Below are 12,750 nucleotides of genomic sequence, written 5' to 3' on the forward strand. Positions count from 1 at the left end.
TAGCCACGGGCGCTCAATTGATAAGCGTTCGTAGTCTTGATATTTTCAGATACTTCATTCTCATTTGTGATCAAGTAGTTCCATTTTTTTGCTATCCAGCACGGCGAGATTGGCGGATATTGGCGTATTCGCTGGGTGCTTTCTTCATCCGCTTTTCCCTTCTTCTCCCGCCTTCCTGACCTTTGCGAGTCGCCATGCCTGCCACCTCTGCCGCCACCCTCCTTGTGACCGAAGTCGATCAACTGCTGCAACGCCTGGGCGTGCCCCGCGCCGCGTACACCGGCGGCACGCTGGCTGCCCGCTCGCCCATCACGGGCGAGGTGCTGGCCCAGGTGCCGCAGCAAAGCCCGGCCGATGCCACGGCCGCCATTGGCCGCGCGCATGCGGCCTTTTTGGCGTGGCGCAATGTGCCGGCACCGCGCAGGGGTGAGCTGGTGCGCCTGCTGGGTGAAGAGCTGCGCGCCGCCAAGGCGGACCTCGGCCTGCTGGTAACCATCGAGGCGGGCAAGATCCCGTCCGAAGGCCTGGGCGAAGTGCAGGAGATGATCGACATCTGCGACTTTGCCGTGGGCCTGTCGCGTCAGCTGTATGGCCTGACGATTGCCACCGAGCGCCCCGGCCACCGCATGATGGAAACCTGGCACCCGCTGGGGGTGTGCGGCGTGATCTCGGCCTTCAACTTCCCCGTGGCCGTGTGGTCGTGGAACGCGGCGCTGGCGCTGGTGTGCGGTGATTCGGTGGTGTGGAAGCCTTCGGAAAAGACCCCGCTCACGGCCCTGGCCACGCACGCGATTGCCCAGCGCGCCATTGCGCGTTTTGGCAGCGACGCACCCGAGGGCCTGCTGGAGCTGATTGTGGGCCAGCGCGACATTGGCGAGGTGCTGGTGGATGATGCCCGCGTGCCCGTGCTGTCGGCCACAGGCTCCACCGCCATGGGCCGCGCCGTGGGCCCGCGCCTGGCAGCGCGTTTTGCGCGCGGCATCCTGGAGCTGGGCGGCAACAACGCGGCCATCGTGGCTCCCACGGCCGATCTGAATCTGGCGCTGCGCGGCATCGCGTTCGCCGCCATGGGCACAGCGGGCCAGCGCTGCACCACGCTGCGCCGCCTGTTTGTGCACGAGAGCATTTACGACCAGCTGGTGCCCCAGCTGGCCAAGGTGTACGCCAACGTGCAGGTGGGTGATCCGCGCACGCCCGGCACGCTGGTGGGCCCGCTGATCGACCGCCCCGCCTTTGACGGCATGCAAAAGGCGCTGGAGCAAAGCCGCGCGCTGGGTGCCACGGTGCACGGTGGTGGCCGTGTGGAAGGCATCGGTGGTGGCGAAGCGTATTACGTGCGCCCCGCACTGGTGGAACTGACAAAACACGAAGGCCCCGCGCTGCACGAAACCTTTGCGCCCATCCTTTACGTGGTGCGCTACGGCACCATTGACGAAGCCATTGCCATGAACAACGCCGTGGGTGCCGGCCTGTCTTCGTCCATCTTCACCCTCAATGTGCGCGAGGCTGAACAGTTCATGTCGGCCGCTGGCTCGGACTGCGGCATTGCCAACGTGAACATCGGCCCCAGCGGCGCCGAAATTGGCGGCGCGTTCGGCGGCGAGAAGGAAACGGGCGGTGGCCGCGAAGCGGGCTCGGACAGCTGGAAGGCCTACATGCGCCGCGCCACCAACACCATCAACTATTCCACTGCTTTGCCGCTGGCGCAGGGCGTGACGTTTGATGTGTAAGCCACGCGCTGCTGGCACCGTTCATGTTGACCGCTAAGGCCTCACACCCCATCGTCATCATTGGCGGTGGTGTCATTGGTAGCGCGATTGCGTACTTCCTCACGCTGCAGCAACCGGGCTGCGAGGTGGTGGTGGTCGAGCGGGACCCGACCTATGCGCGCGCTTCGTCGGCGCTGTCGGCCAGCTCCATCCGCCAGCAGTTCTCGACCGACATCAACATCCAGATATCGGCCTACGGCATTGGCTTTCTGCGCAACGTGGGCACGCTCCTGGCCTGCAACGGCGATGTGCCCAACATCGGTCTGCACGAAGGCGGCTACCTGTACCTGGCCACGCAGGCGGGCGAGGCCACGCTGCGCGAGAACCATGCGTTGCAAAAGCAGTACGGTGCCGATGTGGCGCTGCTCAGCCCGCAGCAGCTGGCCGGGCGATTTCCGTGGCTGGCACTGCAGGATGTGGCGCTGGGCTCGCTGGGCCTGTCGGGCGAGGGCTGGTTTGATGGCTACCTGCTGCTGACGGCGCTGCGCAAGAAGGCACAGAGCCAGGGCGTGCGCTATGTGGCCGATGATGCCGTGGGCCTGGATACGGTCTTTGGCGATGGCGTGTTGCATGTGAACGCGGTGCGCCTGCAAAGCGGCGCCGTGCTGCCTTGCCGCTACGCCGTGAATGCCGGCGGCCCGTGGGCGGCGGCCATCGCGGGCTGGGCGGGTATTGATTTGCCCGTGGTGGGTAAACGCCGCACGGTCTTCAACCTGGCCAGCCCCGCAGCGCTGCCGGGCTGCCCGCTGCTCATCGACACAAGCGGCATTTGGCTGCGGCCGGAGGGAAAGGGCTTTATCTGCGGCTTTGCACCCGATGCCTACAACGACGCCGACTTTGCCCCGCTGGAGCCCGAGTACGACGCGTTTGACAACCACATCTGGCCCACGCTGGCCGAGCGCGTCCCGGGCTTTGAAGCGCTGCGCATGCAGGGCGCCTGGGCGGGCTACTACGAGATGAACACCTTCGACCACAACGCCATCGTGGGCCTGCACCCGGCGTGCGACAACCTGGTGTTCGCCAATGGCTTTTCGGGCCACGGCCTGCAGCAGTGCCCGGCCGTGGGGCGTGGCTTGGCGGAGTGGATGCTGACCGGTCACTACCAGAGCCTGGATTTGTCGCCCCTGTCCATCGAGCGCATTGCGCGCAACCGGCCGCTGCTGGAGAAGAACGTCATCTGAGCCTTGAGCCCCCTGCGGCGATGCCCCTGCGCACCGCCCGGTCGATTTTTCCTTTTTCGGTATTTCTGCTTTCAACGCTTTCCAACCTGCCAATCACAACACCACCGGAGACAACGACCATGGCAATTTCCCGCAAGACATTCACCGCGCTCGCCGCAGGGCTGGCACTGGCCTGCATGGCTTTTGCACCTGCGCACGCACAGACCCCATCCACCCCCACGCTGGAGAAGATCAAGGCATCTGGCAAGGCGGTGCTGGGCGTGCGCGAGACGTCGCCGCCCATGGCCTATGCGCTGGGAGCCAACGAGAAGTATGTGGGCTACCACGTGGAGCTGTGTGAGCGCGTGCTCAAGGAAATCGTGCCCGATGCCAAGCTCGAATACATGGCCGTCACCGCACAGAACACGCTGCCCCTGGTGCAGAACGGAACGCTCGACATCGGCTGCGGCCCCACCACCAACAACACGGCGCGCCAGCAGCAGGTGGCATTTGCCGTGACGACCTATGTGAGCGAAGTGCGGATGGCGGTGCGCAAGGATTCGGACCTCAAGTCCCTCAGCCAGCTGGCGGGCCGCACCATTGCCGCATCCACCGGCACCACGGCCGTGCAGCTGCTGCGCAAGCAAGAGCGTGCCTTGGGCGGCGCCCCCATCAAGACGGTGCTGGGCAAGGACCACCACGAGAGTTTTCTGCTGCTCGAAACAGGCCGTGCCGACGCATTTGTTCTCGACGACAACCTGCTCGCCGGGATGATTGCTAACTCCAAAGACCCATCGGCCTACCGCATCGTGGGCGAGCCGCTGGGCGCAGAGCCGATTGCACTCCTGTTTCGCAAGGACGACCCCGCCTTCAAGGCGGCGGTGGATGGTGTCCTCACCAGGCTGATGCAAAGCGGCGAGATGGAAAAGATTTACACCAAGTGGTTCGTGAACCCCATTCCGCCGAAGAACATGAGCCTGAGCCTGCCGCTGGGCACCACGCTGCGCCAGCTGTTTGCCACGCCCAACGACAAGCCCCTGGAGACCTACCAGCAATGAACGCACCCATCCCCGCCACGGCCTTCCGCGCGGCCGATCGCATCAGCGCCATCGGTGTGTCCGACATCGTGCGCATCACCCAGGCTGCCAACGAACTCAAGCGCCAGGGCCAGCCTGTGATCGTGCTGGGCCTGGGCGAGCCCGACTTCGACACGCCCGCCCATGTGATTGAAGCCGCGCAGCAGGCCATGGCGCAGGGCGACACGCACTACACGGTGCTTGATGGCACGCCCGCGCTCAAGGCGGCCATCCAGCTCAAGTTCCGCCGCGATAACGGGCTGGAGTTTGCAACCAACGAAATCACGGTAGGTGCGGGCGCCAAGCAGGTCATCTACAACGCGCTGATGGCCAGCCTGAATCCTGGCGACGAGGTGATCCTGCCCGCGCCGTACTGGACATCGTATGCCGACATGGTGCTGATTGCCGGTGGCGTGCCTGTGGTGGTGCCGTGCAGCGAGGCCAACGGGTTTCGCATCACGGCTGAGCAGCTCGATGCGGCCATCACGCCACGCACGCGCTGGGTGTTCATCAATTCCCCCTCCAACCCCAGTGGCACGGCCTACAGCGCCGAGCAGCTGCGGCCCATTTTGGAGGTGGTGCTGAACCACCCGCAGGTGTGGGTGCTGGCGGACGACATCTACGAACACATCCTGTACGACGGCCATGCGTTTGCCACTCCCGTGGCGGTGCTGCCCGCACTGCGCGACCGCACCCTCACGGTGAACGGAGTCTCCAAGTCGTACGCCATGACGGGCTGGCGCCTTGGCTATGGTGCAGGCCCGCGCGCACTGATCGCGGCCATGGCTGTGGTGCAAAGCCAGGCCACATCGTGCGCGTCGTCCATCAGCCAGGCGGCGGCGGTGGCTGCGCTCACCGGCCCGCAGGACGTGGTGGCCGAGCGCTGCCGCGCGTTTCAGGCGCGGCGCGACCTGGTGGTGGCGGCCCTCAACGCATCGCCGGGCCTGCGCTGCGGCGTGCCCGAGGGGGCGTTCTACACCTTTGCCAGTTGCGAAGGCGTGCTGGGCCGCACCACACCGGGTGGCGAGCTGTTGCGCACGGACGCCGATTTTTGCGACTACCTGCTGCGCGAGTTCCACGTGGCCGTGGTGCCAGGCAGCGTGCTGGGGCTGGCGCCGTACTTCCGTATCTCGTACGCTGCCAGCATGGCCGACTTGCAGGAGGCCTGCGCACGCATCCAGCGCGCGTGCAAGGCGCTTTTCTGAGTTCTTGTTTTTTTGTGAAATGACCGTCTGACATGACCACCGCACCCACCACCTCCCGCACCGGCGGCCAGATCCTGGTCAGCCAGCTCATCACCCATGGCGTGAAGCAACTGTTTTGCGTGCCGGGCGAGAGCTACCTGGCCGTGCTCGATGCCCTGCACGATGCAGACATCGGCGTGACGGTGTGCCGCCAGGAAGGCGGCGCGGCCATGATGGCCGAGGCGCAGGGCAAGCTCACGGGGCAGCCGGGCATCTGCTTTGTGACGCGCGGGCCGGGCGCCACCAATGCGTCGGCCGGTGTGCACATTGCGCACCAGGACTCCACACCGATGATCCTGTTCGTGGGCCAGGTGGCACGTGGGACCATGGGGCGCGAGGCGTTCCAGGAGCTCGACTACAGCGCGGTGTTCGGCACCATGGCCAAGTGGGTCGTGCAGATCGACGACCCGGCGCGCGTGCCCGAGCTGATCTCGCGGGCCTTCCATGTGGCCACGTCCGGACGACCCGGCCCCGTGGTGGTGGCATTGCCGGAAGACATGCTGACCGAAGCCACCACGGTGGCCGATGCGCTGCCCTACCAAGTGACCGAAACGCACCCCGGCCCGGCACAGATGGCCGAGTTGGCTGAGCGTTTGAAGGCCGCGCACCAGCCGGTGGCGATCCTGGGTGGCAGCCGATGGTCCGAGCAGGCGGTGCGCGAGTTTGTGGCGTTCGCCGAGGCGTGGTCACTGCCGGTGTACTGCTCATTCAGGCGGCAGATGCTCTTCCCGGCCAACCATGCCTGCTACGGCGGCGACCTGGGCCTGGGCGTGAACCCGCGCCTGCTGGCGCGCGTCCGTGCGTCAGACCTGGTGCTGGTGGTGGGCGGGCGTCTGTCCGAGGTGCCGTCGCAAGGGTATGAGCTGTTTGCTGTCCCCAACCCCACACAGCCGCTGGTGCATGTGCATGCTGACGCGGATGAACTGGGCAAGCTCTACCGCCCCGCGCAGGCCATCCACGCCACGCCGCAGGCATTCACGGCGGCGCTGGCGGGTGTGCGGCCTGCAGGGGCCGTGGCCTGGCATGCCCATGCAGAGATGGCGCGGTCTGAATACTTGGCCTGGAGCGACACCGACCCTATCCACATCCCGGGTGAGCTGCAGATGGGCCAGGTGATGCAGCACCTCAAAGACGTGCTGCCCGCCGACACCATCTTCTGCAACGGTGCCGGCAACTTTGCCACCTGGGTGCACCGCTTCTGGCCGTTCACCACCTATGCGAGCCAGCTCGCACCCACCAGCGGATCGATGGGTTACGGCCTGCCCGCCGGTGTGGGCGGCAAGCGGCTGTGGCCGCAGCGCGAGGTGGTGGTGTTTGCGGGTGATGGCGACTTCCTCATGCACGGCCAGGAATTCGCGACCGCCGTGCAATACGGCCTGCCCATCATTGTGGTGCTGCTGGATAACGCCATGTACGGCACCATCCGCATGCACCAGGAGCGCGAGTACCCCGGCCGCATCAGCGCCACCCAGCTCAAGAATCCGGACTTCAAAGCCTACGCCCAGGCCTTTGGCGGGCATGGAGAGCGGGTAGAGCGCACCGAAGACTTCGCCCCGGCGCTTGCCCGTGCACGGGCGAGCGGTCTGCCCAGCGTGTTGCACTGCCTGATCGACCCCGAGGCGATCACGCCCACGGGCACGCTGCAGGGCATTCGCAGCGCGGCCATGGCCAAGCGATAGCCAAACGATAGCACCGTCATGCCAGGTGGCAGCAGTCTGTCACTCTGCCGCGCACAATAGCGGGCGTGACCGTTTCAGCGCCCGATTTCCCCGATAACGAGCCCGCAACTGGCGCCCCGCCACAGCGCCAGGGGCAGCGGCTGCGCCGCATCGCACATCTCGATATGGATGCCTTTTTCGCATCTGTCGAACTGCTGCGCTACCCGCAGCTCAAGGGCCTGCCCGTGGTGATTGGGGGCGGGCGGCGCAAGGTGGATGAACTGTTGCTGCAAGGCCCGGATGGCACGGGCTTGCGCGAGCGGCATTTCATCCCGGTGGAGGACTTTCCGCTGCTCAAGGACTATGTCGGCCGGGGCGTGATCACCACCGCCACCTACCCCGCGCGGCAGTTTGGTGTGGGCTCGGCCATGGGGATGATGAAGGCCGCCAAGCTGTGCCCGCAGGCTATCGTGCTGCCGGTGGATTTTGACGAGGTGCGGCGGTTTTCACGCCTGTTCAAAAGCACCATCATGGAGATAGCCCCCGTGATGCAAGACCGGGGCGTGGACGAGGTGTACATCGACTTCACCGACGTGCCCGGCGGTCAGCGCGAAGGGGGCAGGGTGCTGGCGCGGCTTATCCAGAAGAGCATCTTTGACGTGACCGGGCTGACTTGCTCGATTGGCGTGGCGCCCAACCGGCTGCTGGCCAAGATGGCCAGCGAGTTCAACAAGCCCAACGGGATCTCCATTGTTTACGAGGAAGATCTGCAGACCAGGATCTGGCCGCTCAATGTGCGCAAGATCAACGGCATTGGCCCCAAGGCCGGCGAGAAGCTGGCACGGCTGGGCATTGAAACCATCGGGCAGCTGGCGGCGCAGGATGAGCAATGGCTGATGGGCCACTTTGGCAAGTCCACCGGGGCGTGGATGCACCGGGTGGCCTGGGGGCGGGACGACAGCCCGGTGGTGACCGAGAGCGAGCCCGTGAGCATGAGCCGCGAGACCACGTTCGACCGCGACCTGCACGCAGTGCGAGACCGCGCTGAACTGGGCGCGATCTTCACCGACCTGTGTATGCGCCTGGCCGAAGACCTGCAGCGCAAGGGCTATGTGGCGCGCACCATCGGCATCAAGCTGCGCTACGACGACTTCAAGATCGCCACGCGCGACCACACGGCGAACCTCTACACGGCCGATGGCGCCACCATCCGCCAGCTGGCCGGGCAGTGTCTCAAACGCGTGCCGCTGGACAAGCGCCTGCGGCTGCTGGGCGTGCGGGCCAGCACGCTGGCGCGGCGGGGCGAAGAGCCCTTGCTGGAGCCACGGGCTGGGGCAACGGCAGAAACACGCCGGCGCAAGCCAGGCTCCGCAGATGGCGCAGAGGGTGTGGGTGGCACGGCGCAGCTTTTTTAGCGCGGGTTGACGTCGTTTCCTGCCAGTTCACGGCCCGGTGGGGTCGTGGCAATCGGCGTAAACACCCAGAGTGAGACCTGCCTGCACCGCCTGTTGCGTTCCTATACTCGCCCGCATATGGCCACTGCCACCGATGTTCCTTCCGCCAACCTGCAAGCGTTGATCCGCGCCGCAGCCGGGGGAGACCATGCCGCCTTCGCGCAGATCTACCAGCGCACCCACGTGCATCTGTTCGGCGTTGCCGTACGTATGTTGGGACAAGGACAGGCGGCCGAGGATGTGCTGCAAGAGGCGTATGTGAGCATCTGGAAGAACGCTGGGAGCTACCGCAGCGAAGTGGGCGGGCAGCCCATCCAGCCCATGACGTGGCTGATTGCCATCGTGCGCAACAAGGCCCTGGACGCCTTGCGTGCCCGTGCGCGGCGGCCAGAAAGCGCCTGGAACGACACCACGGAGCTTGCAGGCAGCGATGGGGATGGCAGCGACGCGCCGCCGGGTGCTGCGTCTGCATTGGCCCCCGCACCCAGCGCACTGCATCTGCTGGAGCAGGTCACCCAGGCGCTGCGCATCGAAGGCTGCATGAATGCGCTGGACGGAAGCTACCGGCAAAGCTTGGCACTGGCTTACTACCAGGGCCTGTCGCATTCCGAGGTGGCGGCGCAGATGGGCGCGCCCCTGGGTTCGGTCAAGGCCTGGATCCGGCGGGGCCTGGAGCGCCTGAAAAGCTGCCTGGCCGCGCAAGGGGTGGGCGCATGAGGTATACCCACCCCGCGCTGCTGGACCACCTAGCGTCTGCCTATGTGCTGGGCACGCTGGGCGGTGGCGCGCGCCGCCGCTTCGAGCGGCTGCTGCGCGATCGCGGCGACGTGCAGTTGCTGGTGGCGCAGTGGGAAGGGCGGCTGGGGATGCTGGCCCGTTCGGTGCCGGTGCAACAGCCACCGCAGCGCGTGTGGGCCGCCATAGAGGCGCGCACCCGGCCGCGCGATGTGAAAGACGCAGCCCCGCAGGGCGGTTGGGCCGGTGTGCTGTGGCGGCGCCATGGTGTGTTGCAGGGCTTGGCGGGTGTGGTGTTGGGTGTGGTGGCCACCGTGGCCCTGGTGGCTGCGGTGCCAACCTTGTTTGTGTCGAGCGACCAGGTGGCCTTGCGCGCAGGGGACAAACTGCCGCAGGCCTATGTGGGCCTGCTGACGGACGAGGCGGGCAACGGCAAGGTGCTGGTGAGTTCGCTGCGCCATGGACGCACGCTGACGGTGAAGGTCATCGGGCCTATCACGCTTCCAGCGATGCCAGCGACTTCAGCGACGATGGCGGGTGCAGCCCCCCAGCTGGTGCTGTGGGCGGTGCCAGCTGACGGTGCCCCGTTTGTGCTGGGCACGGTGCCGGTGGCAGGTTCTGCGGTGTCGGTGTTGCCCGATACGTCGGAGAAGCTGCTGCTCAAGGTCAGCAAACTCATGGTGACGCTGGAGACATCGGCAACGCCGCAGGTGCCCAGCAACACCGTGCTCTTCACCGGCAACTGCGCCAAGCTGTGGTGAGCGGCGCAAGGCTCCCATCGGCTTTGCAAAAATAATTGTCCGGCGCTGCATCCGTTTTGCATTCCGTGTCGTTTGTCCGAGGTGCCGGTCTCCGGCATGGGGCCAGCGCGGCCTCCTACCTTTCCCACTTCACGTTTTTCAGGAGCCTCCCATGCCTTCATTTTCTGTTCGCCCCTTGATGTCTGTGCCCCTGCTGAGCCTGGCGCTGGTGCTGGTGCCCGTGTTGGCACTGCCCATGGCCCACGCGGCCGATATGCCCACCACGCCAGTGGAGAACGCACGCATTGACGATTTTGCCGTGGGCAAAAAAGCCATCGAAGCCAAGAACTGGGCGCTGGCGGCCAGCAGCTTCAGCAAGGTGGTGGCGCAGAACCCGCAGAACGCAGACGCCTACAACCTGCTGGGCTACTCCAACCGCTGGCTCGGCAAATACGACGAGGCTTTTGCGGCCTACAACAAGGCCCTGGCGCTGGACCCCCGCCACAAGGGCGCGCTGGAATACTCGGGCATGGGCTACCTCAAGGTGGGCCAGAAGGCGCAGGCCGAAGCCCAGCTCGCCAAGCTGCAGGCCATTTGCGCGCAGTGCGAGGAAACCACCGATCTGGCCAAGGCCATTGCGGCTTACAAGCCCGCGCAGTAACGCTGGCTGGCCTTGGGAGTCACCCGGCAGGTGGGTGGGCGGTTGTTGCCCGGGGTGATGGCGCACCGCCCTCCCTTTCCGGTATTTCTTGACGAATTCTTACTCGTAACTTACATTGAATTTCCCCGTTTTCCGGGAGATTCCCATGACCCTGAACGAGCTGCAACGCATCAAGCAATGGCATGTGGTGCACAAGGCCGACCATCCGCTCGAATACCACCTTTGGGATCTGGTGCTGACGCTCTGGATGCTGGGCTGGGTGGGCTGGTTTCCCATCTTTGCTTTTGGCGAGCCGTTGACTGCGCCGCTGTGCATGATGGGGATCTTCGGGCCCAGCCTCTATGTCAGCTGGCGAACGCGCGCGCACTTGCGCCACACCTTGCGGTGCGACTGGATCGATGCACGGGGCTGATGGACTAGGGGGTTACTGCCGCGCCGTGCGCACGTTGCGCGGCAGGCCCTGCGGGTGGCTGGTGCGCAGCGGGTTGATGTCGAGCCCGCCCCGGCGCGTGTAGCGCGCATACACCGTGAGCTTGATGGGTTTGCAGCGTGTCCAGATGTCCATGAAGATGCGCTCCACACACTGCTCGTGAAATTCGTTGTGGTTGCGAAAACTCACCAGGTACTGCAGCAGGCCTTCCTGGTTGATCTGCGGGCCGCTGTAGCTGATCTGCACGCTGCCCCAGTCGGGCTGGCCGGTGACCAGGCAGTTGCTCTTGAGCAGGTTGCTGGTCAGGACTTCGGACACGGGGGGCTGGTCAGACTGCGCAGTCAGCAGCTCGGGCGCGGGCTGGTATTGCGTGCATTCCACATCCAGCCGATCAAGGCTCAGGCCGTCGAGTTCGTGCACGGGCTCCTGGTCGAACAGCTCGGGGCTGAGAAGCCTCACGCCCACGGTGGCCGGGTGCTCTGCCCCGCGCCACACGGCTTCGCTGATGTCGGCACGGATGCGGGCCTGCACTTCGGCCGCATCGGCAAAGCGGGTGTTGTTGAAGCTGTTCAAGTACAGCTTGAACGACTTGCTCTCCACGATGTTGGGCGTCTCGCAGGGCACGGTGATGTGCGCCAGCGCCACCTGCGGCTTGCCGCGCTGGTTGAGCCATGACAGCTCGAACGCTGTCCACAGGTCGGCCCCGAAGAAAGGCGCGGCGCCAGTGATGCCGATCTCGGCCCGCTTGCCCGCGCGGGGGATGGGGAACAGCAACGAGGCGTCGTACTGGTCGATGTAGGCCGATGCCTTGCCGAGTTGGGATTGTTCCGGGGTGTTCATGGATACTATTAAATTGATAGCTATTGGCGCAATATGGATAAGCGCTAGGGCCTATTTTTATTTGAATTCCCGCTCGCGCAACCACTTGGTGGCGATCCACTTCTCGCCCGCGAGCACCGGCGCGCCGCCGTGCAGGGTGCGGGTGGACGGGTGCGGGCGTTCGTAGCTGAAGAACACCGCGTTGCCGCGTTGGGGCGCCACCTCTACATGCACATCGGGGAAGGTGGTGCCACCGCCTTTTTCGGGGGTGTTCAGGTACATCACGAGGGTGCCCACACGCTGGCCACCGCGTTTGACGATGGTGGGCGTGCCGGGCTCGGCGGGGTCGAAGTAGTCGTAGTGCGGCTTGTATTCGGCGCCGGGGCGGTAGTGCAGCACTTGCAGGCCCTCGCCGTTTTCGATGGGCCAGTTCAGCAGGCGGGCGATGCGTTCTTCGATGCGCTGGATCAGCGGGCTTTGGCCGCGCTGAAAGAACATGCCGTCGCTGGTGCGGTCATCATTGATTTCCTCGCCGCCCGTCTTGGTGGCCACGGTGAGCGAGCGCGCCATGCGCGGCGCTGCGTCGGCGATCAGGGCGTCGCATTCTTCGGGCGAGAGCAGGTTGCCGAACACCACCACCCGTGGCTGGGCGATGGCCAGCAGCACGTTCACGGTGCGGTCACCGCAGTCCACCTGGGCGGGGGAGTCATGAAGCCGGGGCTCGGGCACAGGCACTGCGGCGGGCTGGCCCTGTCGCTCGGCCAGCTCGTTCAAATGGTCCTGCAGCGTGACTTCCAGCGCGTCGGCGGCCACGTCTTCATCCCAGCCCGCATCGCGCATGGACTGCAGCACCACGGGCGCGGCGTAGCCAGCCTGGGCCTGTTCGATGATCCAGCGGCGCAGCTCGGGCGTGATGGCCTGCCGTGTGGTGCTGGAGCGCTGGGTGGTTGCGGTGCTGCTGTCCGGGTGCTGCTCAGAACGCGATGCCATGGCGGTCCTTCAAC

At 65.6% G+C, this 12,750-nt stretch carries 12 protein-coding genes; 10 read left to right on the top strand and 2 right to left on the bottom strand.

The window, feature by feature from the left end; all coding sequences use genetic code 11:
- Window positions 1–194 precede the first annotated feature (194 nt).
- The 10 genes from IB243_RS07065 to IB243_RS07110 all read left to right on the top strand — a co-directional run bounded on the left by IB243_RS07065 (window position 195) and on the right by IB243_RS07110 (window position 10,909).
- Window positions 195–1,730: an aldehyde dehydrogenase family protein gene (locus IB243_RS07065; RefSeq protein ID WP_192425962.1), complete on the top strand. Its 1,536-nt coding sequence runs from the start codon at window positions 195–197 to the stop codon at window positions 1,728–1,730.
- A 23-nt stretch (window positions 1,731–1,753) separates the two neighbouring features.
- Window positions 1,754–2,950, top strand: a complete 1,197-nt coding sequence (locus IB243_RS07070; RefSeq protein ID WP_192425964.1) for an FAD-binding oxidoreductase — start codon at window positions 1,754–1,756, stop codon at window positions 2,948–2,950.
- A 119-nt stretch (window positions 2,951–3,069) separates the two neighbouring features.
- On the top strand, window positions 3,070–3,987 hold the full coding sequence (locus tag IB243_RS07075) for an amino acid ABC transporter substrate-binding protein (protein WP_192425966.1): 918 nt from the start codon (window positions 3,070–3,072) through the stop codon (window positions 3,985–3,987).
- A complete protein-coding gene (locus IB243_RS07080) occupies window positions 3,984–5,210 on the top strand; it encodes a pyridoxal phosphate-dependent aminotransferase (RefSeq protein WP_192425968.1) in 1,227 nt (408 codons plus the stop codon). The genes IB243_RS07075 and IB243_RS07080 overlap by 4 nt, the downstream gene beginning before the upstream one ends.
- 32 nt (window positions 5,211–5,242) lie before the next feature.
- Entirely contained in the window at window positions 5,243–6,928 is a 1,686-nt protein-coding gene (locus IB243_RS07085) for a thiamine pyrophosphate-binding protein (RefSeq protein WP_192425970.1), read from the top strand.
- 164 nt (window positions 6,929–7,092) lie between these two features.
- A complete protein-coding gene (locus IB243_RS07090) occupies window positions 7,093–8,322 on the top strand; it encodes a DNA polymerase IV (protein WP_192425972.1) in 1,230 nt (409 codons plus the stop codon).
- Window positions 8,323–8,439: 117 nt separating this feature from the next.
- Window positions 8,440–9,078 carry an RNA polymerase sigma factor gene (locus tag IB243_RS07095; RefSeq protein ID WP_192425973.1) on the top strand — a complete coding sequence of 213 codons (639 nt, stop codon included), beginning with the start codon at window positions 8,440–8,442 and terminating at the stop codon, window positions 9,076–9,078.
- Window positions 9,075–9,857 carry an anti-sigma factor domain-containing protein gene (locus tag IB243_RS07100; protein ID WP_192425974.1) on the top strand — a complete coding sequence of 261 codons (783 nt, stop codon included), beginning with the start codon at window positions 9,075–9,077 and terminating at the stop codon, window positions 9,855–9,857. Before IB243_RS07095 ends, IB243_RS07100 begins: the two co-directional genes overlap by 4 nt.
- A gap of 151 nt (window positions 9,858–10,008) precedes the next feature.
- Window positions 10,009–10,497, top strand: a complete 489-nt coding sequence (locus IB243_RS07105) for a tetratricopeptide repeat protein (protein WP_010463691.1) — start codon at window positions 10,009–10,011, stop codon at window positions 10,495–10,497.
- Window positions 10,498–10,642: 145 nt separating this feature from the next.
- Window positions 10,643–10,909 carry a hypothetical protein gene (locus IB243_RS07110; RefSeq protein WP_010463693.1) on the top strand — a complete coding sequence of 89 codons (267 nt, stop codon included), beginning with the start codon at window positions 10,643–10,645 and terminating at the stop codon, window positions 10,907–10,909.
- Between the two features lie 12 nt (window positions 10,910–10,921).
- Here the strand turns inward: IB243_RS07110 and queF are convergent, their stop codons facing one another.
- Together queF and IB243_RS07120 are read right to left on the bottom strand one after the other, a co-directional pair.
- Window positions 10,922–11,767 carry an NADPH-dependent 7-cyano-7-deazaguanine reductase QueF gene (gene queF / locus IB243_RS07115; protein WP_192425975.1) on the bottom strand — a complete coding sequence of 282 codons (846 nt, stop codon included), beginning with the start codon at window positions 11,765–11,767 and terminating at the stop codon, window positions 10,922–10,924.
- 57 nt (window positions 11,768–11,824) lie between these two features.
- Entirely contained in the window at window positions 11,825–12,736 is a 912-nt protein-coding gene (locus IB243_RS07120; RefSeq protein WP_010463697.1) for a 2OG-Fe(II) oxygenase, read from the bottom strand.
- Between the last annotated feature and the right edge of the window lie 14 nt (window positions 12,737–12,750).

Source organism: Acidovorax sp. ACV01 (assembly GCF_014851495.1).
Lineage (GTDB): Bacteria > Pseudomonadota > Gammaproteobacteria > Burkholderiales > Burkholderiaceae_C > Acidovorax > Acidovorax radicis.

Bases quoted from the DNA above. Each gene is read 5' to 3' on its own strand.
- IB243_RS07090 (WP_192425972.1), top strand. From the start codon at position 7,093: ATGGATGCCTTTTTCGCATCTGTCGAACTGCTGCGCTACCCGCAGCTC.
- IB243_RS07095 (WP_192425973.1), top strand. From the start codon at position 8,440: ATGGCCACTGCCACCGATGTTCCTTCCGCCAACCTGCAAGCGTTGATC.
- IB243_RS07105 (WP_010463691.1), top strand. From the start codon at position 10,009: ATGCCTTCATTTTCTGTTCGCCCCTTGATGTCTGTGCCCCTGCTGAGC.
- IB243_RS07075 (WP_192425966.1), top strand. From the start codon at position 3,070: ATGGCAATTTCCCGCAAGACATTCACCGCGCTCGCCGCAGGGCTGGCA.
- IB243_RS07120 (WP_010463697.1), bottom strand. From the start codon at position 12,736: ATGGCATCGCGTTCTGAGCAGCACCCGGACAGCAGCACCGCAACCACC.
- IB243_RS07070 (WP_192425964.1), top strand. From the start codon at position 1,754: ATGTTGACCGCTAAGGCCTCACACCCCATCGTCATCATTGGCGGTGGT.
- IB243_RS07065 (WP_192425962.1), top strand. From the start codon at position 195: ATGCCTGCCACCTCTGCCGCCACCCTCCTTGTGACCGAAGTCGATCAA.
- IB243_RS07100 (WP_192425974.1), top strand. From the start codon at position 9,075: ATGAGGTATACCCACCCCGCGCTGCTGGACCACCTAGCGTCTGCCTAT.
- IB243_RS07110 (WP_010463693.1), top strand. From the start codon at position 10,643: ATGACCCTGAACGAGCTGCAACGCATCAAGCAATGGCATGTGGTGCAC.
- IB243_RS07085 (WP_192425970.1), top strand. From the start codon at position 5,243: ATGACCACCGCACCCACCACCTCCCGCACCGGCGGCCAGATCCTGGTC.
- queF (WP_192425975.1), bottom strand. From the start codon at position 11,767: ATGAACACCCCGGAACAATCCCAACTCGGCAAGGCATCGGCCTACATC.
- IB243_RS07080 (WP_192425968.1), top strand. From the start codon at position 3,984: ATGAACGCACCCATCCCCGCCACGGCCTTCCGCGCGGCCGATCGCATC.